23 protein-coding genes are annotated in these 20,959 nt (G+C 67.7%); 16 read left to right on the forward strand and 7 right to left on the reverse strand.

Annotated features, from left to right (window positions below; all coding sequences use genetic code 11):
- Nucleotides 1–6: 6 nt before the first annotated feature.
- Nucleotides 7–447, reverse strand: a complete 441-nt coding sequence (locus ACZ0AE_RS07190) for an FKBP-type peptidyl-prolyl cis-trans isomerase (RefSeq protein ID WP_137189118.1) — start codon at nucleotides 445–447, stop codon at nucleotides 7–9.
- 64 nt (nucleotides 448–511) lie between these two features.
- On the opposite strand from ACZ0AE_RS07190, the gene ACZ0AE_RS07195 reads away from it, so the two are divergent.
- From ACZ0AE_RS07195 to ACZ0AE_RS07210, 4 genes are all read left to right on the forward strand, one after another.
- Nucleotides 512–877: a DUF6164 family protein gene (locus ACZ0AE_RS07195; protein WP_038689187.1), complete on the forward strand. Its 366-nt coding sequence runs from the start codon at nucleotides 512–514 to the stop codon at nucleotides 875–877.
- A gap of 54 nt (nucleotides 878–931) precedes the next feature.
- A complete protein-coding gene (locus ACZ0AE_RS07200; RefSeq protein ID WP_038689185.1) occupies nucleotides 932–1,687 on the forward strand; it encodes a sulfurtransferase in 756 nt (251 codons plus the stop codon).
- A 152-nt stretch (nucleotides 1,688–1,839) separates the two neighbouring features.
- A complete protein-coding gene (locus ACZ0AE_RS07205) occupies nucleotides 1,840–2,826 on the forward strand; it encodes an LLM class flavin-dependent oxidoreductase (RefSeq protein ID WP_448133388.1) in 987 nt (328 codons plus the stop codon).
- Between the two features lie 104 nt (nucleotides 2,827–2,930).
- A complete protein-coding gene (locus ACZ0AE_RS07210; protein ID WP_128096695.1) occupies nucleotides 2,931–3,440 on the forward strand; it encodes a pyridoxamine 5'-phosphate oxidase family protein in 510 nt (169 codons plus the stop codon).
- Nucleotides 3,441–3,657: 217 nt separating this feature from the next.
- Here the strand turns inward: ACZ0AE_RS07210 and ACZ0AE_RS07215 are convergent, their stop codons facing one another.
- Nucleotides 3,658–4,314: an exopolysaccharide biosynthesis protein gene (locus ACZ0AE_RS07215; protein ID WP_448133389.1), complete on the reverse strand. Its 657-nt coding sequence runs from the start codon at nucleotides 4,312–4,314 to the stop codon at nucleotides 3,658–3,660.
- The gene (locus tag ACZ0AE_RS07220) at nucleotides 4,298–5,608 is read right to left on the reverse strand and encodes a hemolysin family protein (RefSeq protein WP_137189122.1); all 1,311 of its coding nucleotides are present in this window, start codon (nucleotides 5,606–5,608) and stop codon (nucleotides 4,298–4,300) included. The genes ACZ0AE_RS07215 and ACZ0AE_RS07220 overlap by 17 nt, the downstream gene beginning before the upstream one ends.
- 282 nt (nucleotides 5,609–5,890) lie before the next feature.
- Between ACZ0AE_RS07220 and ACZ0AE_RS07225 the strand changes: the two genes are divergently transcribed.
- Both ACZ0AE_RS07225 and ACZ0AE_RS07230 read left to right on the forward strand, forming a co-directional pair.
- The gene (locus tag ACZ0AE_RS07225; RefSeq protein WP_038689176.1) at nucleotides 5,891–6,517 is read left to right on the forward strand and encodes a DUF47 domain-containing protein; all 627 of its coding nucleotides are present in this window, start codon (nucleotides 5,891–5,893) and stop codon (nucleotides 6,515–6,517) included.
- A 13-nt stretch (nucleotides 6,518–6,530) separates the two neighbouring features.
- Nucleotides 6,531–7,652 carry an inorganic phosphate transporter gene (locus ACZ0AE_RS07230; RefSeq protein WP_038689173.1) on the forward strand — a complete coding sequence of 374 codons (1,122 nt, stop codon included), beginning with the start codon at nucleotides 6,531–6,533 and terminating at the stop codon, nucleotides 7,650–7,652.
- A gap of 732 nt (nucleotides 7,653–8,384) precedes the next feature.
- Here the strand turns inward: ACZ0AE_RS07230 and ACZ0AE_RS07235 are convergent.
- The 3 genes from ACZ0AE_RS07235 to parE form a co-directional block, all read right to left on the reverse strand.
- Nucleotides 8,385–8,936, reverse strand: a complete 552-nt coding sequence (locus ACZ0AE_RS07235; RefSeq protein ID WP_141058661.1) for a GNAT family N-acetyltransferase — start codon at nucleotides 8,934–8,936, stop codon at nucleotides 8,385–8,387.
- Between the two features lie 12 nt (nucleotides 8,937–8,948).
- Nucleotides 8,949–9,407, reverse strand: coding sequence for an acetyltransferase (locus tag ACZ0AE_RS07240; RefSeq protein WP_463600717.1), 459 nt, complete (start codon nucleotides 9,405–9,407; stop codon nucleotides 8,949–8,951).
- A 166-nt stretch (nucleotides 9,408–9,573) separates the two neighbouring features.
- Entirely contained in the window at nucleotides 9,574–11,463 is a 1,890-nt protein-coding gene (gene parE / locus ACZ0AE_RS07245) for a DNA topoisomerase IV subunit B (protein ID WP_038689167.1), read from the reverse strand.
- A gap of 162 nt (nucleotides 11,464–11,625) precedes the next feature.
- Here parE and ACZ0AE_RS07250 point away from each other — a divergent pair, with 162 nt between their 5' ends.
- The 8 genes from ACZ0AE_RS07250 to truD all read left to right on the forward strand — a co-directional run bounded on the left by ACZ0AE_RS07250 (nucleotide 11,626) and on the right by truD (nucleotide 18,320).
- Nucleotides 11,626–11,865: a hypothetical protein gene (locus tag ACZ0AE_RS07250; protein WP_038689165.1), complete on the forward strand. Its 240-nt coding sequence runs from the start codon at nucleotides 11,626–11,628 to the stop codon at nucleotides 11,863–11,865.
- 379 nt (nucleotides 11,866–12,244) lie between these two features.
- A complete protein-coding gene (locus ACZ0AE_RS07255) occupies nucleotides 12,245–13,903 on the forward strand; it encodes a CTP synthase (RefSeq protein ID WP_313243816.1) in 1,659 nt (552 codons plus the stop codon).
- Nucleotides 13,904–13,940: 37 nt separating this feature from the next.
- Nucleotides 13,941–14,285 (forward strand): hypothetical protein, encoded by a 345-nt coding sequence (locus ACZ0AE_RS07260; protein ID WP_463600718.1) that lies wholly within the window; start codon nucleotides 13,941–13,943, stop codon nucleotides 14,283–14,285.
- A 128-nt stretch (nucleotides 14,286–14,413) separates the two neighbouring features.
- Nucleotides 14,414–15,706 carry a phosphopyruvate hydratase gene (gene eno / locus ACZ0AE_RS07265; RefSeq protein WP_313424615.1) on the forward strand — a complete coding sequence of 431 codons (1,293 nt, stop codon included), beginning with the start codon at nucleotides 14,414–14,416 and terminating at the stop codon, nucleotides 15,704–15,706.
- A 4-nt stretch (nucleotides 15,707–15,710) separates the two neighbouring features.
- The gene (gene ftsB / locus ACZ0AE_RS07270; protein ID WP_038689160.1) at nucleotides 15,711–16,058 is read left to right on the forward strand and encodes a cell division protein FtsB; all 348 of its coding nucleotides are present in this window, start codon (nucleotides 15,711–15,713) and stop codon (nucleotides 16,056–16,058) included.
- Nucleotides 16,055–16,753 carry a 2-C-methyl-D-erythritol 4-phosphate cytidylyltransferase gene (gene ispD, locus ACZ0AE_RS07275; RefSeq protein WP_038689158.1) on the forward strand — a complete coding sequence of 233 codons (699 nt, stop codon included), beginning with the start codon at nucleotides 16,055–16,057 and terminating at the stop codon, nucleotides 16,751–16,753. Before ftsB ends, ispD begins: the two co-directional genes overlap by 4 nt.
- A gap of 35 nt (nucleotides 16,754–16,788) precedes the next feature.
- Nucleotides 16,789–17,286, forward strand: a complete 498-nt coding sequence (gene ispF / locus ACZ0AE_RS07280) for a 2-C-methyl-D-erythritol 2,4-cyclodiphosphate synthase (protein ID WP_038689156.1) — start codon at nucleotides 16,789–16,791, stop codon at nucleotides 17,284–17,286.
- Nucleotides 17,283–18,320: a tRNA pseudouridine(13) synthase TruD gene (gene truD / locus ACZ0AE_RS07285; RefSeq protein ID WP_463600719.1), complete on the forward strand. Its 1,038-nt coding sequence runs from the start codon at nucleotides 17,283–17,285 to the stop codon at nucleotides 18,318–18,320. Before ispF ends, truD begins: the two co-directional genes overlap by 4 nt.
- 455 nt (nucleotides 18,321–18,775) lie before the next feature.
- On the opposite strand, the gene ACZ0AE_RS07290 is transcribed toward truD, so the two are convergent.
- The gene (locus tag ACZ0AE_RS07290; protein ID WP_463600720.1) at nucleotides 18,776–19,315 is read right to left on the reverse strand and encodes a Smr/MutS family protein; all 540 of its coding nucleotides are present in this window, start codon (nucleotides 19,313–19,315) and stop codon (nucleotides 18,776–18,778) included.
- 187 nt (nucleotides 19,316–19,502) lie between these two features.
- On the opposite strand from ACZ0AE_RS07290, the gene surE reads away from it, so the two are divergent.
- Nucleotides 19,503–20,282, forward strand: a complete 780-nt coding sequence (gene surE, locus ACZ0AE_RS07295) for a 5'/3'-nucleotidase SurE (protein ID WP_038689150.1) — start codon at nucleotides 19,503–19,505, stop codon at nucleotides 20,280–20,282.
- The gene (locus tag ACZ0AE_RS07300) at nucleotides 20,279–20,956 is read left to right on the forward strand and encodes a protein-L-isoaspartate(D-aspartate) O-methyltransferase (RefSeq protein ID WP_038689147.1); all 678 of its coding nucleotides are present in this window, start codon (nucleotides 20,279–20,281) and stop codon (nucleotides 20,954–20,956) included. The genes surE and ACZ0AE_RS07300 overlap by 4 nt, the downstream gene beginning before the upstream one ends.
- Nucleotides 20,957–20,959: the final 3 nt, after the last annotated feature.

The following is a 20,959-nucleotide window of genomic DNA, read 5'->3' on the forward strand; positions in this document are numbered from 1 at the left end:
GGCCAATCAGCGCGGGGTGACGTCGAGCAGCTCGACATCGAACACCAGCGACGAACCGGGCCGGATCGGGCCGGCACCCCGGTCGCCGTAGCCGTATTCGGCTGGAATCATCAGGGTGCGCTTGCCGCCCACCTTCATGCCGGCGAAGCCTTCGTCCCAGCCCTTGATGACCTGGCCCTTGCCGAGGTCAAAGCTGAAAGGCTCGCCACGGTCGACCGAACTGTCGAACTTGTCGCCGTGCTTGTCGGCGGTGCGCTCGTCGTAGATCCAGCCGGTGTAATGCACGGTCACTTTGCTGCCGGGCGTGGCCTCGGCGCCGGTGCCCGGCTGGGTATCGATCTTCTCGAACTGCGCGATCGTGCCGCCCGGGGGCGGACCGGGCGGGGTGCAGCCGGCAAGCGCCAGCAGCATCAGGGGGGCAAGCAGATAGGAGGGCAGGCGGCGCATGGCGGCTCCGGATCGCAAAAACGGGACGCAAGGGTAGCGCATCGCCGGGCGCTATCATGGGCGCATGTCGAAACTGCTGCTCAACCTGCGCAATGTCGCGGACGATGAAATCCAGGACGTGATCGCCCTGCTGGACCAGGCGGGCATCGCCCATTACCGCACCGAGCCCAGCCCGTGGGGGATCTCCTGGGGCGGGATCTGGATCCGTGACAACGAGGACCTGCCGCGGGCGAAGGCCGTGATGGCGCCCTACCAGGAGGCCCGCGGGGTACGCGTGCGGGCCGAGCGCGAGGCGGCGCTGCGCGATGGCACCGCCGAAACCTTCGGCAGCCTGCTGCAGCGCCGGCCGCTGTTCGTGGTCGCGGTGCTGCTGGGCATGGTTGCTGCGGCGGCGCTGGTGTTCCTGCCGTTCGTGCTGCTGCGCGGCTGAATCGCCGGCGGTCACTGCCCCGGCAGCGGGGCGGTCGGCATTTATAATGGGCCGATGATCGCCAATACCGCCGCCTACCATTTCACCCCCATCGCCGACCCCGACGCGCTGTGCGCCACGCTGCTGGAGCGCGCCACTGCGGGCGGCCTGCGCGGCACCATTCTGGTGGCGGGCGAGGGCATCAACCTGTTCCTGGCCGGCACCGACACCGGCATTGCCGATTTCTACGCTGCCTTGCATGCCGACCCGCGCTTTGCCGGGTTGCGGGTGAAAACCAGCTACAGCCAGATGCAGCCATTCGCGCGGCTCAAGGCCAAGGTCAAGCCGGAGATCATCAGCTTCCGCATCGACGACGGGCAGCCGCTGGCCTACCCGCGCGCCCCGTCGGTGGACCCGGCCACGGTGCAGCGCTGGCTGCGCCAGGGCCATGACGATGCCGGCAAGCCGGTGGTGATGCTGGACACCCGCAACACCCAGGAAATCGAGTACGGCACCTTCCAGGACGCGCTGGTGCTGCCGATCACCAAGTTCACCGACCTGCCCGACGCACTGGCGCCGCACCGCGAGGCGCTGCGCGACAGCACCGTGGTCAGCTTCTGCACCGGCGGCATCCGCTGTGAAAAGGCCGCGTTGTGGATGCGCAACGACGGCATGGACAACGTGCTGCAGCTGGACGGCGGCATCCTGGGGTACTTCGAGGCCGTCGGCGGCGAAGGCTACGAGGGCCGGTGCTTCGTGTTCGACGAGCGCGTGGCGCTGGACGCGGACTTGCAGCCGCTGGTCGATCAACCCGGTACCGAAGCCGCCTGAGCGCTGGCGGCCGGGCAGGGCGCGGCACGACCGGCAGCTACGCGGCATCCTCACGAAGCCGAACCGCAGGAATCAGCATCCCGCCACCGGCACTGGCGGCGGGCGGTGGCCAGCCCCATCTGGGTGGGATGACTTCTGGAGGGAACGCGTCCATGCAATTGTCGATTCTTGATCTGGCCCCCGTGTGTGAGGGCAGTGACACCACCCAGGCCTTCGCCAACATGCTGGACCTGGCCCAGCACGCCGAAGGCTGGGGCTACCACCGCTACTGGCTGGCCGAGCACCACAACATGCCGGGCATCGCCAGCGCCGCCACGGCCGTGCTGATCGGCCACGTGGCCGGCGGCACCCGTCGCATCCGCGTCGGCGCCGGCGGCATCATGCTGCCCAACCATTCGCCGCTGCAGGTGGCCGAGCAGTTCGGCACGCTGGCCTCGCTCTACCCCGATCGCATCGATCTGGGCCTGGGCCGCGCGCCCGGCACCGACCAGCCCACCGCGCGCGCCCTGCGCCGCTACTTCGACAGCGCCGACCAGTTCCCCCAGGACGTGCGCGAACTGCTGCATTACTTCGAACCGGCACAGACCGGCCAGGCCGTGCGCGCCGTGCCCGGTGCGGGCATCCCGGTGCCGGTGTGGCTGCTTGGCTCAAGCCTGTTCAGCGCGCGCCTGGCCGCCGCGATGGGCCTGCCGTTCGCGTTCGCGTCGCACTTCGCGCCCGATGCGATGGACGAGGCGCTGGCGGTGTATCGCCGCGAGTTCCGCCGGTCGCAGTACCTGGAGGCCCCGTACGCGGTGCTGGGCATCAACGTGGTGGCGGCCGAGTCCGAGGCCGAGGCCAAGCGTCTGTTCACGACCCAGCAGCAGAGCTTCGTCAACCTGCGGCGCGGCAAGCCGGGGCTGATTCCGCCGCCGATCGACGACATCGAAGCCTTCTGGCAGCCGCATGAAAAGCTGGGCGTGCAGAACGCGCTGGCCTGCGCGGTGGTCGGTGACGTGCGCCAGGTGGGCGAGGGCATGGCGGCGTTCGCTGCGCGCCACAAGCCCGATGAACTGCTGCTCACGGCCAACATCTTCGACCATGCCGCGCGCAAGCGCTCGTTCGGGCTGGCGATGCAGGCGTGGAAGGCCAACGCGTAAGAACACCGTTGCGAATGCGCGCGAAGGCGGCGTGACCGCATGGTTCACGCTGCCGTGGCTGCCGATCGGCTGTGATGGGGGCTCCCGTTTCAGGAGCTACGTCCATGGCAGAACACGACCGCCAACAGCACATCAAACAACTGGCGGGCATGATCCGCGATGTCGACATCGCCATGTTCACTACCGTCGGTGTCGACGGCCGGCTCTACAGCCGTCCGCTCGGCACGCAGGAAGTCGAGTTCGATGGCGACCTCTGGTTCGCCACCGAAGCCGACAGCCCCAAGGTGGCCGAGATCGCGCTCAACCCGCGCGTCAACGTGTCCTATTCCTCGCCCTCGGGCAACACCTATGTGTCGGTCGCCGGCACCGCGCGCATCGTCGATGACCGCGCGAAGATCGAGGAACTGTGGTCGCCGGCGATGAAGCTGTTCTTCCCCGGCGGCAAGGACGACCCCAACCTGCGCCTGATCCACGTCAGCGCCGAATCGGCCGAGTATTGGGATGGCCCCGGCGGTCTGCTGGGTAGCGCGCTGTATTTCGTGTTGTCGGCCGTTACGGACGACCCGGGCGCGTTGTCGGATACCGGTACGGTGGATCTCAAGCCTGGGGCGTGATGGTTGGGCGGTTTTTGGGGCAGGTTTCGGGCGATTTCCGGGAAGCCGACCGACGGTTGGCTCTACCCTTGTCGGTGGGAAGCCGACCAACGGTCGGCTCTACCGCTTCGGGTGGCAGCCGACCAACGGTCGGCTCTACCGTCCGGGTGGGGCGTGACGGTCCGGGTGGGGGGGCGTGGTGTCGCGTCGGTAGGCGCCGACCGTTGGTAGGCGCGCGTCAGAACCAGCGCTGGACCTGTTCCACCGTGTAGCTCACCAACTGGCCGGAGCTGAAGCCGAAGAACAGCACGGCGGCCAGCGCGCCGATCCAGTTCAACAACATCAGCATGCCGTCGCGTTCCAGCAGCGCCAGCGCGAACAGCAGCAGCTGGAAGCCGAACAGGTAGTTGGTGAACGGGATCGGCAGCGACAGCAGCACCGCCACCAGGATCAGCAGCAGGCCGGTGAGCGCGTGCGCCGGCAGTGGCACCAGCAGCGCCGGCAGGCGCGGCTTCAGCAGCTTGTCCAGCCGCCGCAGGGGGCCGTCGATTCGGGCCAGGAACCGGTGCATCGTGCCGCGCTTCGGGCCGCGGTTGGCAATGAACTTCGGCAGCCACGGCCGGCGCAGGCCGAACAGCATCTGCCCGCCGATCAGCAGGATCAGCGGGCCACTCACCGCGCCGCCTACCCCGGGAATCGGGATGAATGCCGGCAGGATCGCCACGAACAGGAACACGCCGAACGCGCTCTGCTGCAGGTCCTGCAGGATCTTGCCCAGCAGCAGCCGCTCCTCCGGGTCGCCGTGGTCGAACATCGCCAGCAACGTGCGGATGCCTTCGTTGCGGTACGCCGGGCGTCCCTCGTCCGGCGGGGTTGGATCAGCCGGTGAGTTCATCGGTCTCTTCTTCGGACAGCGTGCGCAGCAGCAGCTTGTCCACCCGCGCGCCATCCAGGTCGACGATCTCGATGCGCCAGCCGGCCCAGTCGAAATACTCGCCTGCATGCGGAATGCGCCCGAAGAAGTGGATGCACATGCCGGCCAGCGTGTAGTAGTCGCCGTCCTCGGCGTCGGGCAGTTCGGCATTGCCCATCAGTTCGCGCAGGTCTTCGATCGACAGCGAGCCGTCGACCAGGTAGGAGCCGTCCTCACGGGTCACCACCAGGGCGTCCTCGTCCACGTTCTCCACCGACTGCAGGCGGCCGACCACCGCGCCCATCAGGTCACTGATGGTCACCAGGCCCTGGATCTCGCCGTACTCGTCCACCACCAGCGCCATCGACTGCTGTTCCTCGCGGAAGATCTCCAGCAGCTTCATCGCATGGGTGGATTCGGACACATACAGCGGCTCGCGCAGCTGCTGGAACAGCGAATGGTCATCGCGCACCAGGCGCGTCACCAGGCTCTTCACTTCCAGCACGCCCACGATGTCCTGGTCGTTGTCCCGGTACACCGGGTATCGGGAGAACTCGTTCTCGCGCATCGTGGCGATGTTCTTCTCCGGGTCGGCCACGGTGTCCAGCCAGGCGATCCGGTTGCGCGGGGTCATCAGGCTGTCGGCGGTCCGGTCGCCCAGGCGCATCACCCGGTTCATCATGTCGCGCTCGTGCGCGTCGATGACGCCGGCCTCGTGGCTCTCGGCCACCAGCATGCGGATCTCCTCTTCGGTCACCGATGCGGCCTCGTCCTTGCCCAGGCCCAGCACGCGCAGCACCAGCCGGGTGCTGTGCGAGAGCAGCCACACCGCCGGGAAGGCGATCCGGGACAGCCAGCCCATCGGCCAGGCGACCAGCCCGGCGATGTCCTCCGAGCGGGTGATCGCCAGCCGCTTGGGCACCAGTTCGCCGAAGATCAGCGTCAGGAAGGTGATCAGGGCCACGGCCAGTGCCTTGCCCACTTCACTGGCATAGGCAAAGGCGGGGAACACACCGTGCAGCCACTCGGCGATGGCCAGGCCGATCGCCTCGCCGCCGAACACACCGGTCAGGATGCCGATCAGGGTGATCCCGATCTGCACCGTGGACAGGAAGCTTTCGGGCTTTTCAGACAGTTCCAGCGCGCGTGCGGCGCGCTTGCTGGTGCCGGCCATCTGCTTCAGGCGGCTCTTGCGCGAGGTCATGACCGACATCTCGGACATGGCGAAGAAGCCGTTGAGCAGGATCAGGGCCAGGACAATAATCAGTTCAAACACGGGCGTCGTCCCCGGTTGGTGGCAGGGAGGGCGTGTTCAAGCGATGGCGGCTACCGTAGGGCGCGTGAGCGCGGCGGTGCGGCGGGGGGTAAGGGTCGTCGTCCATAGAGTGCGCCCGAAGGCGCCCGCGCATCTTAACAAAAGGCCGGGGCAGGGAAGCAAACAGAGTCGTTCAGGCAGCCCCTTTGCGGCGTGAAGACAGGGGGGAGTACCCGGAGTGGACATCAAACCGTCATAATTCCGCCCGGTGCCGTCCTTCCTCGACGGCGAATAGGTTTCTCAATGTTCTCTCTGCAGACCATTTTCGGCTCCGGCAAACAGTTCTACACCCTGCTGGACGAGGCTGCCCAGGCCGCCCAGGACAGCGCCAAGGCGCTGCACGCCATGCTGCGCGATTCGGACCGCCAGCCGGCGCTGGACGCCTTCAAGCTGGCCCGCCTGCGCGAACGTGCCGCCTCGGACAAGATCAGCCAGGCGCTGGTGGACAGCTTCATGACCCCGATCGAGCGCGAGGACATCGAAGCGCTGGGTTCGGCCCTGTACAAGATCCCCAAGCAGGTCGAGAAGTTCGCCGACCGCTACTCGCTGGCCACCGCCCACCTGGAGCACATCGATTTCGCGCCGCGCGCGGCGATGCTCGAACAGGCCGCCAGCGTGGTGGTGGAGATGGTCAACGACCTGCGCCACATGAATCTGGACCGGATGACCGCGCTCAACGAGAAGCTGCGCTCGCTGGAGAACGAAGCCGACCGCCTGATGCTCGAGCTGTACCGCGACATCTACTCCGGCCGCCTGGACAACCTGCAGATGTTCCTGCTCAAGGAGTTCTTCGAGATCCTGGAAAAAGCCATCGACCGTTGCCGCGAGGCCGGTGTGGTGGCGTACCAGATCGTGCTGAAGAACAGCTGACGGACGCCACAGCATGCTGACCCTTGTCCTGGTGGTGATCCTGGCCGCGCTCGTCTTCGAGTTCATCAACGGCTTCCACGACACCGCCAACTCCATCGCCACCGTGGTGGCGACCAAAGTGCTCTCGCCCGGTTGGGCGGTGATGCTCGCGGCTTTCATGAACCTCATCGGCGCCCTGACCGGCACCGCCGTGGCGCTGACCATCGCTTCGGGCCTGCTCAACACCAACGTGGTCGATGTGACCCCGCAGGTGATCCTGTGCGCGCTGCTGGGCGGCATCATCTGGAACCTGATCACCTGGTGGAAGGGCCTGCCTTCGTCGTCCTCGCACGCCCTGATCGGCGGCCTGTGCGGCGCCGGCCTGGCCGCGGCCCACAACAACTGGGATGCGTTGATCTGGTCCGAGCGGATCGGCACATGGGCCCAGAACAAGGGCCTGCTGTGGAAGGTGTTCCTGCCGATGATCACCTCGCCGGTGGCCGGCTTCCTGCTGGGCATCGTGGTGATGCTGCTGCTGTGGGCGATCATCGCCGGCATGGCCAAGGCCGGTGGCTGGCTCGGGCGCCTGGCGCGTCCGCGCATCGTCAATGCGTTCTTCGGCAAGGCACAGATCGTGTCGGCGGCCTACATGGGCTTCGCCCACGGCCACAACGACGCGCAGAAGACCATGGGCATCATCGCCATGACCCTGATCGGCGCCGAGGCGACCGGTGCACTGAACGACCTGCCGTCGTGGCTGGCCTTCATGCACCCGCAGGCCAGTGCCGGTGACGGCATCGCCATGTGGATCGTGTTGACCTGCGCGGTGGTGATGGCGGCCGGTACGGCGTCGGGTGGCTGGAAGATCATCAAGACCCTGGGTCACAAGATGGTCAAGCTGCATCCGATCCACGGCTTCGCCGCAGAAACCAGCTCGGCCACGATCCTGACCCTGGCGGCGCATTTCGGCATGCCGGTCTCGACCACGCACAGCATCTCCACCGCGATCATGGGCGTGGGTTACGCCAAGAACCCGCGTTCGCTGCGCTTCGGCGTGATCGAGCGCATCGTCTGGGCCTGGATCCTCACGATCCCGGCGGCAGGCGGCTGCGCATACCTGATCCTGCGCCTGTTCGAACTGTTCGGCTGGGCATAAGCCCTCGGACCGTAGAGCCGGGCTCTGCCCGGCTGCCACGAAAAACCCGCCGAAAGGCGGGTTTTTTGTGGGCGCAAGCAACGCATCAGACAGGCATGCCCGACAGATCCCGGCGACGCGGCGGCAGGACGTGGGCCCTCGGCCCGCGTTCCCGCACGCCGGGGCGCCGAATGCAGGACACCGGGATGCTGGATGCCGTGACGCCGAACGCCGGGACGCCGGTAGGGTCGCGCCCCAGCCGACTGCCGTGAACCCCTGCCGTCTCGATATCGGCATGGAAATGATCGGCATCCGCGCGCGCGGTGACGGACGGGATGTTGTTCGAGGGTCATGCCACCATCGAACGTTGCGCCGTTATCGGCAGTCGGCCGGGGCGCGACCCTACCTTGGGTGCCCATTGCTGCGGGACGCATCGGCACGACCCTATCGGTGTTGGCCCATGCGACGCGTTGGTCCGGCACGCGCTTCGGTAGGGTCGCGCCCCAGCCGACTGCCGTGAACCCCCGCCGCCGCGATATCGGCATGGAAATGATCGGCATCCGCGTACGGTGAAAGGCGGGATGTCGTTTGAATGTCACGCCACCATCGAACGTTGCGCCGTTATCGGCAGTCGGCCGGGGCGCGACCCTACCGGGGTCCATATTGCCGCAGGACGCGTCGGCGCGCCCCGACCGGGATCCATCGCAGCAGGACGCATCGCCCCCCAACCGGTGTCCGCCCCCGACACACTGCTCAGGCGCTGCGGTCCCCCGCCAGCAAGCCATACAACGCCGAGTCGGACAGCTCCCCGCCCACGCACCAGCGCTCGCGCAGCAGGCCTTCGCGCTGGAAGCCGATCCGTTCCAGCACCCGCGCCGATGGCACGTTGCGCGGGTCGATCTCGGCCTCCAGCCGGCGCAGGCCACGGTCGTCCAGCAGGTGGTCGATGAAACACTGCAGCGCTTCGCGCATGTAGCCCTTGCCCTGCGCCTCGGGCGCCAGGTGGTAGCCGATCTCGGCGCGGCGTGAATCGGCATCGATCGCAAACACCACGCAGATGCCGAGCAGCGGCGCATCGGCGTGCTCGCGGATGCCCAACTTGAGCTGGGTGCCGGCCCGCATCGCGGTCAGGTCGTCCAGGATCTGCGCGTAGGCCTGCTTGATGTCGGTCCAGGCGGGGTGGTTCCAGTAGCGCATCACCGCCGGATCGGACTGGATGGCGAACAGGGCGGCGCCGTCGCTGGCGCGGATCGGGCTCAGTACCAGGCGCGCGCTGTGGAGCTGCAGGGTCGGGTCGAAATACATGGGAACACTCGATCAGGAAGAGGGGCGGGCCGCATCGGGCAGCGCCATGTGCAGCAATGGATATGGTTGACCCTGGCCATCCAGCGGCGAGCGCCCGGTGACGACGAAGCCCAGGTGCTGGTAGAAGCCGACCGCCTGCGGGTTCTGTTCGTTGACGTCCAGTGCGGTGGCACCGAGCGTCTCGATGGCATGTCGCAGCAGGTGTTTGCCGATGCCGCCGCCGCGCCGCTGCGGGTGGATGAACAGCATTTCGATGCGGCCTTCGGCGACCCCGACAAAGCCGTCGATCGCGCCTTGCGCATCGCAATACACCCACAGGTCCACCGCGGCCAGATACACCTCGCGGATCAGCGGTCGCAGCGTCTGGATGGCGTGCTCGGGCAGGAAGTCGTGGGTGGCCCGTACCGATGCCTCCCACACGTCGGTGATGGCGTCGTAGTCGGCGGGCAGGGCGGGGCGGATGGCGATCATCTGAAGGTCTGGCGGTGAACCGTGTTCGATTATCGCCGTTTCCCGCACACGACCGCGCCCGGAGAGGTTCAGGGTGCATTACCGGCCCCTCACACGGACGGCAGAAGAGCAAAAAAAAGCCCGCCAGTAGGCGGGCTTTTTCATTGGGCGGCGGCTGGCGCTGCGATCAGACTTCCAGCGAGGCCAGGTCGCCCTTGTTCTCCAGCCACTGCTTGCGGTCGCCCGCGCGCTTCTTGGCCAGCAGCATGTCCATCAGCGAGTGCGTCTGTTCGCCATCATCGATGGTCAGCTGCACCAGGCGGCGCGTATCGGGGTGGATGGTCGACTCGCGCAACTGCGGCGGGTTCATCTCGCCCAGGCCCTTGAAGCGGGTCACGCTGACCGTGCCCTTGATCTTCTCGCGCTCGATCTTGTCCAGCATGGTGCGCTTCTCTTCTTCATCCAGCGCGTAGAACACCTGCTTGCCCACGTCGATACGGAACAGCGGCGGCATCGCCACGAACACGTGGCCGGCATCGACCAGCGCCGGGAAATGCTTCAGGAACAGGGCGGTCAGCAGCGTGGCGATGTGAAGGCCGTCCGAGTCGGCGTCGGCCAGGATCACCACCTTGCCGTAGCGCAGCCCGCTGATGTCGTCTTTGCCCGGGTCGCAGCCGATCGCGATGGCCAGGTTGTGCACTTCCTCCGAGGCCAGCACGCTGCCCGAGGACACTTCCCAGGTGTTCAGGATCTTGCCGCGCAGCGGCATGATCGCCTGGAAGTCCTTGTCGCGCGCCTGCTTGGCACTGCCGCCGGCCGAGTCGCCTTCCACCAGGAACAGCTCGGTGCGCGACAGGTCCTGGCTGATGCAGTCGGCCAGCTTGCCGGGCAGGGCAGGGCCCTGGGTGACCTTCTTGCGGGTCACCAGCTTTTCGGTCTTCAGGCGCGCGCTGGCGCGCTCGATGGCCAGCTGGGCGATCTTCTCGCCCATGTCCACGTTCTGGTTCAGCAGCAGGCTGAAGGCGTCGTGCGCGGCACCCTCGACGAACCCGGCGGCCTGGCGCGAGGACAGGCGCTCCTTGGTCTGGCCGCTGAACTGCGGATCGGTCATCTTCAGCGACAGCACGAACGACACCCGGTCCCACACGTCTTCCGGGGCCAGCTTGACCCCGCGCGGCAGCAGGTTGCGGAAGTCGCAGAACTCGCGCAGCGCCTCGGTCAGGCCGGTGCGCAGGCCATTGGCATGGGTGCCGTGCTGGGCGGTTGGAATCAGGTTGACGTAGCTTTCCTGGACCAGCTCGCCTTCCGGAATCCAGGCCAGGGCCCAGTCCACGATCTCGTTCTCTTTCTTCAGGTGGCCCACGAATAGGTCGGCCGGCAGCATCTCGCGCTCGCCCAGCTCGGCCTTGAGGTAATCGCTCAGGCCATCTTCGTAGTACCAGGTGTCCTGCTCGTCGGTGGCTTCGTCGCGCAGCTTCACGGTCAGGCCGGGGCACAGCACCGCCTTGGCGCGCAGCAGGTGGCGCAGGGCGCGCAGGTTGTACTTGGGCGTATCGAAGTACTTCGGGTCGGCCCAGAAGCGCACGCGGGTACCGGTGTTCTTCTTGCCGACACTGCCCACCACTTCCAGCGGGCTGGCGCGGTCGCCATTGCGGAAGGTGATGCGGTGTTCGCTGCCCTCGCGCTTGATGTGCACCTCGACCAGGGTCGACAGCGCATTGACCACGCTCACGCCCACGCCGTGAAGGCCGCCGGAGAAGGTGTAGTTCTTGTTGTTGAACTTGCCGCCCGCGTGCAGGCGGGTCAGGATCAGCTCGACGCCGGGGATCTTCTCCTCGGGGTGGATGTCCACCGGCATGCCGCGGCCGTCATCGCTGACCTCGCAGCTGCCGTCCTTGTACAGGGTGACCTCGACCGTACGGGCATGCCCGGCCAGGGCCTCATCGACGGCATTGTCGATGACTTCCTGCGCCAGATGGTTCGGGCGGGCGGTGTCGGTGTACATGCCGGGGCGGCGCTTGACCGGGTCCAGGCCGGACAGGACTTCAATATCGGCGGCGTTATAACGGGCGTTCATCTGTTTTCATATAGCGCAAAGCGACGGCGAAGTTTGCGGTCTGGACGGTTTTTTTGCACGCCGCACGTTCAGGGGGCGGCCGACCAGGGTTGGATACACTGTGCGTGGTGGAAACCGTACCCCGGCGACCCCATCCCAAGCCGATACCGCGAGGAGTGACCCATGAAGAAGTTGCTGACCATCGTTGCCATTGCCGCCGCCGTCGTGGCCGTGCCGCTGGCCATGGCCCAGAACGCCGGACAGGGCCAGCCCACGCCGCAGCAGGGCGAGCAGGCCGACAAGGCGCAGTCCGAGGCGGACGCCAAGGCCAAGCGCCGGGCCCAGGCCACGGCCGACATGAAGGCCAAGGGCGCGCAGGCCCCGCAGAAGGAAGAAGAGGAAGAGGCCAAAAAGAAGCGCTGAGCCTTCTTCTGCTGCCATGGGCGCCCCGGCCTTGCCGGGGCGCCTTTTTTTGTGGGGACCGCAATCCAGTGCTTGGGCTTGCGGCCTCCAATCTGTAAACTAGCGCTTTCCGGGAGCAGTGCGTGTCATCCATCAGCGAATGGACTGGCCTGATCGTGCGCGATCGCCAGCAGGGTAGGCAGGAGGTGACGGTCCCAACGGCGACCGGCACGGCCACCCCGACCTCGCCGACCGGTCCCCGCGCTGCCTCCCCGATCCCGTCCCCGGCGCGTGTGTCCACCGCCCCGGCCGACCGGATCCGCACCCCTTTCCCCTTCACGTCGTCCGCCGCCCTGCGCGTCGGCGCCGTCTCCCCCTTCCTGACAGGACACCCCCAGCCATGACTCCCTTGATCTTCGTAACCGGCGGCGTAGTGTCCTCGCTCGGCAAAGGCATTGCCGCCGCGTCACTTGCCTCCATCCTTGAAGCCCGTGGGCTCACCGTCACGATGATGAAGCTCGACCCGTACATCAACGTCGATCCGGGCACCATGAGCCCGTTCCAGCACGGCGAGGTCTACGTTACCGACGACGGCGCCGAGACCGACCTGGACCTGGGCCATTACGAGCGCTTCGTGCGTACCCGCCTGAGCCGCAAGAATTCGGTCACCACCGGCCGCATCTACGAGAACGTGATCCGCAAGGAGCGCCGCGGCGACTACCTGGGCGCCACCGTGCAGGTCATCCCGCACATCACCGACGAGATCCGCCGCTGCATGGACGAGGCCACCGAAGGCTTCGACGTGGCCCTGGTCGAGATCGGCGGCACCGTGGGCGACATCGAGTCGCTGCCGTTCCTGGAGGCGATCCGCCAGGTGCGCACCGAGCGTGGCCCGGAAAAGGCGCTGTTCATGCACCTGACCCTGGTGCCCTACATCGCCGCCGCCGGCGAGCTGAAGACCAAGCCCACCCAGCACTCGGTCAAGGAGCTGCGCTCGATCGGCATCCAGCCGGATGTGCTGCTGTGCCGTTCCGAGCAGGTGGTGCCGGACTCGGAGCGCCGCAAGATCGCCCAGTTCACCAACGTCTCCGAGCGCGCGGTGATCAGCGTGCCGGACGTGGACGTGCTGTACCGCATCCCGATGGGCCTGCACGCCCAGGGCCTGGATGACATCGTCATCAACCAGTTCAAGCTCGGCGACAAGGCCGGCCCGGCCGACCTGCACGAGTGGGAAGCGGCGGTGGACGCCACCCTGCACCCGCTGGACGAGGTCACCATCGCGGTGGTCGGCAAGTACGTCGACCACCAGGATGCCTACAAGTCGGTCGGTGAAGCGCTCAAGCACGGCGGCCTGCGCCAGCGCACCAAGGTCAACCTGAAGTGGCTGGAAGCCCAGGACCTGGAAGGCAGCGACATGGGCGCGCTGAAGGACGTCGACGGCATCCTGGTGCCGGGCGGCTTCGGCGACCGCGGCTTCGAAGGCAAGGTGCTGACCTCGCAGTTCGCCCGCGAGCAGCAGGTGCCGTACTTCGGCATCTGCTACGGCATGCAGGCCGCAGTGGTTGATTTCGCCCGCCACGTGGCCGGCCTGGAAGGCGCCAACAGCACCGAGAACGATCGCCAGTCGCCGAACCCGGTGATCGGCCTGATCACCGAATGGCGCACCGCCACCGGCGATGTGGAAAAGCGTGACGACAAGAGCGACCTCGGCGGCACCATGCGCCTGGGCCTGCAGGAGCAGCGCCTGAAGCCGGGCACCCTGGCCCGCGAGCTGTACGGCAAGGACGTGGTGTCCGAGCGCCACCGCCACCGCTACGAGTTCAACAACCGCTACCGCACCCAGCTGGAAGATGCCGGCCTGGTGATCGCCGGCAAGTCGATGGACGACACCCTGGTGGAAGTGGTGGAACTGTCGCGCGACCAGCACCCGTGGTTCCTGGCGTGCCAGGCCCACCCGGAGTTCCTGTCCACCCCGCGCGATGGCCACCCGCTGTTCATCGGCTTCATCCGTGCCGCGCGTGAGCGCAAGGCCGGCGCCCCGCTGGACGCGGGCGCCTGATCGCGCTGCGCACCGGTCGCCCTGCCGGGCGGCCGGCATGAGCCCGGACACAACGGCGGCGCAGAACGTGCGCCGCCGCTGGCGCGCCTGGCCCTGGGGCTGGGCCGCGCTGCTGCTGTCGATCGGCGCCTGGGCCTGTACCTTCATGCTGGTGGTGCTGGTGATGACCAGCATGGGCATGCCGGGCGATGGCAGCCATGCCCTGCAAGGCGTCGCCCCGTACCTGTATTTCACCCTGGCGCTGGGCGTCGGCCTGCTGATGGGCGGCGTGGTCGCCAGCGTCCTGGCCATGCGCCTGCGCCGGCAACCGGCCGGGGGCGTGTGTGCGCTGGTGTTGACGGCGCTGCTGCTGGTGGCCCTGCTGGTACCGGCGCTGTTCTAGGCCGCTGTCGCCGCGGCCCGCCCGCACGCCGATTTGGCAAGCGGCAGGTGGATGGCGATAATCACGCGGCAGCTTTTTCAGCGCTCCTTTTTTGGCGTTTCCCCTTCCTGACTGGTAACCGGCCCACCATGACCACGATCCGCAGCATCCACGCCCGTGAAATCCTCGACAGCCGTGGCAACCCCACGCTGGAAGCCGATGTCATCCTCGAGGACGGTTCGTTCGGCCGCGCCGCGGTTCCGTCGGGCGCCTCGACCGGCAGCAAGGAAGCGGTGGAGCTGCGTGACGGCGACAAGACCCGTTATCTGGGCAAGGGCGTGCGCAACGCCGTGGCCAACGTCAACACCACCATCGCCAACGCGCTGAAGGGCTATGACGCGGCCGACCAGGAAGGCCTGGACCGTCGCCTGATCGACCTCGACGGCACCGAGAACAAGGGCCGCCTGGGCGCCAACGCGCTGCTGGCCGTGTCCATGGCCACCGCGCACGCCGCTGCCGCCGCCCACAAGCAGGCACTGTGGCAGTACCTGGCCGCCAAGACCGGCGTGACCCCGTCGCTGCCGGTGCCGATGATGAACATCATCAACGGCGGCGCGCATGCCGACAACAACGTCGACTTCCAGGAGTTCATGGTGCTGCCGGTCGGCTTCACCTCGTTCTCCGAAGCGCTGCGCGCCGGCACCGAAATCTTCCATTCGCTCAAGTCCGTGCTCAAGGGCCATGGCCTGAGCACCGCCGTGGGCGACGAAGGCGGCTTCGCGCCGGACTTCCGCAGCAACGTCGAAGCGCTGGATACCATCCTCGAAGCGATCGGCAAGGCTGGCTACACCGCCGGTGAAGACGTGCTGCTGGGCCTGGACGTGGCGTCTACCGAGTTCTACGAAAACGGCAAGTACAACCTGGTGGGCGAGAACAAGCGCCTGACCTCCGAGCAGTTCGTCGACTTCCTGGCCGACTGGGCCGCGCAGTACCCGATCATCACCATCGAAGACGGCCTGGCCGAGAACGACTGGGCGGGCTGGAAGCTGCTCACCGACCGCATCGGCAGCAAGGTGCAGCTGGTCGGCGACGACCTGTTCGTGACCAACCCGAAGATCTTCAAGGAAGGCATCGCCTCGGGCACCGCCAACGCCATCCTGATCAAGGTCAACCAGATCGGCACCCTGACCGAGACCCTGGAAGCGATCGCCATGGCGGACGCGGCCAACTACGCGGCCGTGGTCTCGCACCGTTCGGGCGAAACCGAAGACACCACCATCGCCGACATCGCCGTGGCCACCACCGCCACCCAGATCAAGACCGGCTCGCTGTGCCGCAGCGACCGCGTGGCCAAGTACAACCAGCTGCTTCGCATCGAAGAAGCGCTGGGTGCGGGTGCGCGCTACGCCGGCCGTGATGCGTTCGTGTCGCTGAAGCGCTGATCCCATGCGCAACTGGCGTTGGATGTTGCTGCTGCTGGCGCTGTTGCTGGCGTGGCTGCAGTACCGTTTCTGGTTCGGCCCGGGCAATTCAGGTGAAGTGATGACCCTGGAAGCCCAGGTCGACAACCAGAAGCGCGACAACGCCGGTCTGCAACAGCGCAATGACGCGCTGGCCGCCGAGGTCAAGGACCTCAAGGAAGGCCAGGCCGCCATCGAAGAGCGGGCACGCAGCGAGCTGGGCATGATCAAGCCGGGCGAGAAGTTCTACCGCGTGGTGGAAGATGCCCCGGTTGCGCCCGCGCGCGCGCCGGTGGCCGTCGACCCTGACGCCCCGCACCAGGACGTGCCCTGATGGGTACGGTCTGGGCGGTGGTGCCCGCGGCCGGTCGCGGCACCCGCTTCGGCGGGGAAACTCCCAAGCAGTACCTGGTCGCGGGCGACCGGGTATTGCTTGCCCATACCCTGGAGGCCCTGCTGTCGCACCCGGTCGTGGCCGGGGTGATGGTGGTGGTCGCCGACGGCGACACCGACTGGCCGGGCTGGCAGTCGCTGGCCGACAAGCCGATCCTGACCTGCATCGGCGGTGCCACCCGCGCCGCATCGGTGCTGGCGGGGCTGCAGGCCTTGCCCGACAGCGTGCGGGCCGATGATTTCGTGCTGGTGCATGACGCCGCACGACCCAACCTGGCGGCCGCCGACCTCGGCCGGCTGCTGGAAGTAGGACGCAATGACCCGGTCGGGGCGATCCTGGCCGCGCCGGTGCGCGACACCCTCAAGCGTGCCGGCGATGACGGCGGCATCGATGCCACCGAGCCGCGTGCCCGCCTGTGGCGCGCGCTGACCCCGCAGCTGTTCCGCCGCCACCAGCTGGCACGGGCCCTGCAGGAAGCAGCCGACGCCGGCGTGGAGGTCACCGACGACGCCATGGCGATGGAGCGGCAGGGGCTGCGCCCGTTGCTGGTGGAAGGCAGCGAGGACAACTTCAAGGTCACCACCCCGGCCGATCTGTCCCGATTTGAATTCGAGCTGGCGCGTCGCGGGTACTGAGTCCGCGCGCGTCGCCACAACTGCAGGTTTTTGCCATGAACACCGCACCATTCCCGCCGGTCCGCATCGGACAGGGCTACGACGTCCACGCCTTTGGAGAGGGCGACCACGTGATGCTGGGCGGTATCCGCGTGCCGCACAGCTGCGGCGTGCTGGCCCACAGCGACGGCGACGTGATCCTGCATGCGCTGTGCGATGCGATGCTGGGCGCGCTGTCGCTGGGCGACATCGGCGTGCACTTCCCGCCGACCGACATGCGCTGGAAGGGAGCCGACAGCGCGCACCTGCTCGACCATTGCAACGGTCTGCTGCGCGAACGCGGCTGGCAGGTCGGCAACACCGACATCACCGTGATCTGCGAGCGGCCCAAGGTGGGCCCGCACGCGGCGGCCATGCGCGAGCGCATCGCCAGCGTGCTCGGCGTGGCGCTGGACTGCGTGAGCGTGAAGGCCACCACCTCGGAGAAGCTGGGCTTCACCGGGCGCGGTGAAGGCATTGCCGCCCAGGCCGTCGTGCTGCTGGTGGCGCTGTGATCGCGCTGCCGCTGGCGTTCGGCGCGCCGTTGCTGACCGCGAAGATCCGCACCACTCCCGACGATTTCCAGGTGGACGAGCTGCCCGCGTTCGAGCCGAGCGGGGAGGGCGAGCACCTGCTGCTCACCCTCCGCAAGCGCGGCGCCAATACCGTGCACGTGGCCAAGGTGCTTGCACGCTGGGCCGGGCTGCCGGACATGGCGGTCAGCTACGCCGGCATGAAGGATCGCCATGCGGTCACCACCCAGCGTTTCAGCGTGCACCTGCCCAAGCGGATCGCGCCGGACCCGGCGCTGCTGGCCTCCGATGAGGTCGAGGTGGTCGAATCCACGTGGCATAACCGCAAGCTGCAGCGCGGTGCGCTGGCCGGCAACCGCTTCAAGCTGGTGTTGCGTGACGTGCAGGGTGATGCGGCGGCGATTGACGAGCGGTTGTCGTTGATCGCTGCGCGCGGCCTGCCGAACTGGTTCGGCGAGCAGCGCTTCGGTCGCGACGGTGGCAACGTGCCGGCCGCGCTGGCGATGTTCGGCGGGCGCCGGATGCGCCCGGACCAGCGCTCGCTGCTGCTCTCGGCGGCGCGCTCGGCGCTGTTCAACCAGGTGCTCGCCGAGCGCGTGGCGCAGGGCAACTGGGACGCCCCGCTGGACGGCGAGGTGTGGATGCTGGACGGCAGCCGCAGCGTGTTCGGCCCCGAGCCGTTCACCGACCTGCTGGCCGACCGCCTGGCGCGGTTCGACATCCATCCCAGCGGCCCGTTGTGGGGTGAAGGCGAGCTGCGCAGCAGTGAAGCGGCTGCGGCGCTGGAACTGGCCGCAGTCAGCGACGAGCAGTCGCTGGCGCTGCGCGCAGGGCTGGAAGGGGCGCGCCTGAAGCAGGAGCGCCGTGCGCTGCGCCTGCGCCCGGCGATGCTGCAGCACCAGTGGCTGCAGCCGGACGTGCTGGAACTGAGCTTCGCGCTGCCGCCGGGCTGCTATGCCACCGCGGTGCTGCACGAGCTTGGGCAGGTGGAAGACGCCAGCCAGCCAGGCGCCTGAACAACGCGCCGGAACGGAATGCAGCCGACCAACGGTCGGCCAGACCCACACCCAGGTAGAGCCGACCGTTGGTCGGCTTGGCGCGGTGCGCGGCTTCCCGGTATCGGAACGGAATGCAGCCGACCAACGGTCCGCTCTACGCGCCTGATCCACGCGCCGGAACTAATGCAGCCGACCAACGGTCCGCCAGATCCGCGTCCGGTAGAGCCGACCGTTGGTCGGCTTCGCGCGGTGCCTGGTTCCCGGTACCGGAACGAAATGCAGCCGACCAACGGTCGGCTCTACGCGCCAGATCCACGCGCCGGAACGGAATGCAGCCGACCAACGGTCCGCCAGATCCGCGTCCGGTAGAGTCGACCGTTGGTCGGCTTCGCGCGGTGCCTGGTTCCCCGGTATCGGAATGAAATGCAGCCGACCAACGGTCGGCTCTACCGATGTGCGCTGCGTGGTGGGCGTTATCGGTTGCTCAGCAGCACCAGCACCGCGCCGGTACCGCCTTGGCCGGCCGGCGCCGAATGGAAGGCCAGCACGTCGTTGCGCTGGCGCAGCAGGCGGTCGACCAGGTTCTTCAACACCGGCGCGCCGCCGTCGGACTGCAGGCCCTTGCCGTGGATGATGCGCACGCAGCCATGCTCGTGCGCATGCGCTTCCAGCAGGAACTGGCGCAGCAGGGGTTCGGCCTGCGCCACCGTGGCGCCGTGCAGGTCCAGCTCGTCCTGCACCGAATACTGGCCACGCTTTAGCCGCTGGAACATGCGCGCCGGCAGGTTGTCGCGGCGGTAGCTGGCGGTGTCGCCGGCTTCCAGCGGGCTGCTGTCGCGCAGCAGCCGCGCGAACTCGCCGCGGGCCTCCTGGTCGTCGCGTTCGGCCATGCGCGCACGCGGCTTCGGCTTGGGCGTGGGCGGTGGCGCCGCCGCGGGCTTGCGCAGGGGTTTGACCTCGCCGATGGCCGAACGGAACAGCGCGGCGGGGTCTTCGTCTTCAGGATGTGACATGCGTACAGCGTAATGCCAGGCGAGGGCAGCTGCCTACGGTTTCCGGGGTAGGACGATCTGCCCGCTTGCGGCACAATAGCTGACGCACTTGCGCGGTCGACCCGCCCCATCTGGGGACGCGCCGGCCCCGCCAACGCTGGAAAGTGATGGAATCGAAGTCTTGAAAAATCAAGCGGTTAAATCGCAGATGCGGATCCTGGTCAGCAACGACGACGGTGTCGACGCCCCCGGTATCAAGATGCTTGCGTCGGTATTGCGTGACGCCGGTCATGAAGTGACGGTGTTCGCCCCGGACCGTGACCGCTCCGGCGCCAGCAATTCGCTCACCCTGGACCTGCCGATCCGGCTCAAGCGCATCGACCATTACACCTGTTCGGTGGCCGGCACCCCGACCGACTGCGTGCACCTGGCGCTGACCGGCGTGCTCGAATACGAGCCGGACATCGTGGTATCGGGCATCAACAACGCCGCCAACCTGGGCGATGACGTCATCTACTCCGGCACCGTGTCGGCGGCGATGGAAGGGCGGTTCCTGGGCCTGCCGGCGGTGGCCATGTCGCTGGTGACGCGCAACCACGAGCCGCGCAACTTCGAGACCGCCGCGCGCGCCGCGGTGGAGATCGTGACCCGGCTCAAGGCCGACCCGCTGCCTGCCGACACCATCCTCAACGTCAACGTGCCAGACCTGCCCTGGAGCGAGATCCGCGGCTTCGAGGTCACCCGCCTGGGCAACCGGCACCGTGCCGAAGGCTGCATCGCCCAGCGCGATCCGCGCGGCAACGAGGTGTTCTGGATCGGCCCGGCCGGGCGCGAACAGGACTCCGGCCCCGGCACCGATTTCCACGCTGTACGCAACGGTTTCATTTCGATCACCCCGATCCAGGTCGACCTCACCCGTTACCAGGCACTGGAGAAGGTGGCCAGCTGGGTAGGTGGGCTGACCGCCGCGCTGGACCAGCCCGCATGAGCCCGCGCCTGCGCCTGCAGCCCGAAGCGGTCGGCATCGGCATGACCTCCCAGCGCGTGCGCGACCGGCTGGTCGAGCGCCTGCGCGAGGCCGGCATCGCCGACGAAGACACGCTCAATGCCATCCGCGTGGTCCCCCGGCATCTGTTCATCGACGAAGCGCTGGCCTCGCGTGCCTACGAAGACACCGCGCTGCCGATCGGCCATGGCCAGACCATCTCCCAGCCGTGGGTGGTGGCCCGCATGACCGAAGCGGTGCTGAAATGCGCACCGAAGACCGTGCTGGAAGTCGGCACCGGCTCGGGTTACCAGGCTGCGGTGCTGGGCGCGGTAGGGCTGGAGGTCTACACCGTGGAGCGCATCGGCGACCTGCTGCGGCAGGCGCGCAAGCGCTTCCGGGCGCTGGGCATGAACATCCGCACCAAGCACGACGATGGCCGCGCCGGCTGGGCCGAGCACGGTCCGTTCGATGCGATCGTGGTGACCGCCGCGGCACCGGCACTGGTGGATGCGCTGGTGGAACAGCTGGCCGTGGGCGGCCGCCTGGTGGCCCCGGTGGGTGGCCCCGGTGCGCAGTCGCTGGTGCAGCTGACCCGTCGCGATGACGGCAGCATCGAACAGCAGGTACTGGCACCGGTCACGTTCGTGCCGTTGCTGTCTGGCATGCTGGATTGATTC

Source organism: Stenotrophomonas sp. AC248, from assembly GCF_979258185.1.

What these genes read in the sequence shown, in the direction of transcription:
- ACZ0AE_RS07235 (WP_141058661.1), bottom strand. Translation starts at nt 8,936, where the DNA reads ATGTATTTCGACCCGACCCTGCAGCTCCACAGCGCGCGCCTGGTACTG.
- ftsB (WP_038689160.1), top strand. Translation starts at nt 15,711, where the DNA reads ATGCGCAACTGGCGTTGGATGTTGCTGCTGCTGGCGCTGTTGCTGGCG.
- surE (WP_038689150.1), top strand. Translation starts at nt 19,503, where the DNA reads ATGCGGATCCTGGTCAGCAACGACGACGGTGTCGACGCCCCCGGTATC.
- ispF (WP_038689156.1), top strand. Translation starts at nt 16,789, where the DNA reads ATGAACACCGCACCATTCCCGCCGGTCCGCATCGGACAGGGCTACGAC.
- eno (WP_313424615.1), top strand. Translation starts at nt 14,414, where the DNA reads ATGACCACGATCCGCAGCATCCACGCCCGTGAAATCCTCGACAGCCGT.
- parE (WP_038689167.1), bottom strand. Translation starts at nt 11,463, where the DNA reads ATGAACGCCCGTTATAACGCCGCCGATATTGAAGTCCTGTCCGGCCTG.
- ACZ0AE_RS07230 (WP_038689173.1), top strand. Translation starts at nt 6,531, where the DNA reads ATGCTGACCCTTGTCCTGGTGGTGATCCTGGCCGCGCTCGTCTTCGAG.
- ACZ0AE_RS07190 (WP_137189118.1), bottom strand. Translation starts at nt 447, where the DNA reads ATGCGCCGCCTGCCCTCCTATCTGCTTGCCCCCCTGATGCTGCTGGCG.
- ACZ0AE_RS07195 (WP_038689187.1), top strand. Translation starts at nt 512, where the DNA reads ATGTCGAAACTGCTGCTCAACCTGCGCAATGTCGCGGACGATGAAATC.
- ACZ0AE_RS07210 (WP_128096695.1), top strand. Translation starts at nt 2,931, where the DNA reads ATGGCAGAACACGACCGCCAACAGCACATCAAACAACTGGCGGGCATG.
- ACZ0AE_RS07300 (WP_038689147.1), top strand. Translation starts at nt 20,279, where the DNA reads ATGAGCCCGCGCCTGCGCCTGCAGCCCGAAGCGGTCGGCATCGGCATG.
- ACZ0AE_RS07205 (WP_448133388.1), top strand. Translation starts at nt 1,840, where the DNA reads ATGCAATTGTCGATTCTTGATCTGGCCCCCGTGTGTGAGGGCAGTGAC.
- ACZ0AE_RS07215 (WP_448133389.1), bottom strand. Translation starts at nt 4,314, where the DNA reads ATGAACTCACCGGCTGATCCAACCCCGCCGGACGAGGGACGCCCGGCG.
- ACZ0AE_RS07255 (WP_313243816.1), top strand. Translation starts at nt 12,245, where the DNA reads ATGACTCCCTTGATCTTCGTAACCGGCGGCGTAGTGTCCTCGCTCGGC.
- ACZ0AE_RS07240 (WP_463600717.1), bottom strand. Translation starts at nt 9,407, where the DNA reads ATGATCGCCATCCGCCCCGCCCTGCCCGCCGACTACGACGCCATCACC.
- ACZ0AE_RS07250 (WP_038689165.1), top strand. Translation starts at nt 11,626, where the DNA reads ATGAAGAAGTTGCTGACCATCGTTGCCATTGCCGCCGCCGTCGTGGCC.
- ACZ0AE_RS07260 (WP_463600718.1), top strand. Translation starts at nt 13,941, where the DNA reads ATGAGCCCGGACACAACGGCGGCGCAGAACGTGCGCCGCCGCTGGCGC.
- ACZ0AE_RS07225 (WP_038689176.1), top strand. Translation starts at nt 5,891, where the DNA reads ATGTTCTCTCTGCAGACCATTTTCGGCTCCGGCAAACAGTTCTACACC.
- ACZ0AE_RS07200 (WP_038689185.1), top strand. Translation starts at nt 932, where the DNA reads ATGATCGCCAATACCGCCGCCTACCATTTCACCCCCATCGCCGACCCC.
- ACZ0AE_RS07290 (WP_463600720.1), bottom strand. Translation starts at nt 19,315, where the DNA reads ATGTCACATCCTGAAGACGAAGACCCCGCCGCGCTGTTCCGTTCGGCC.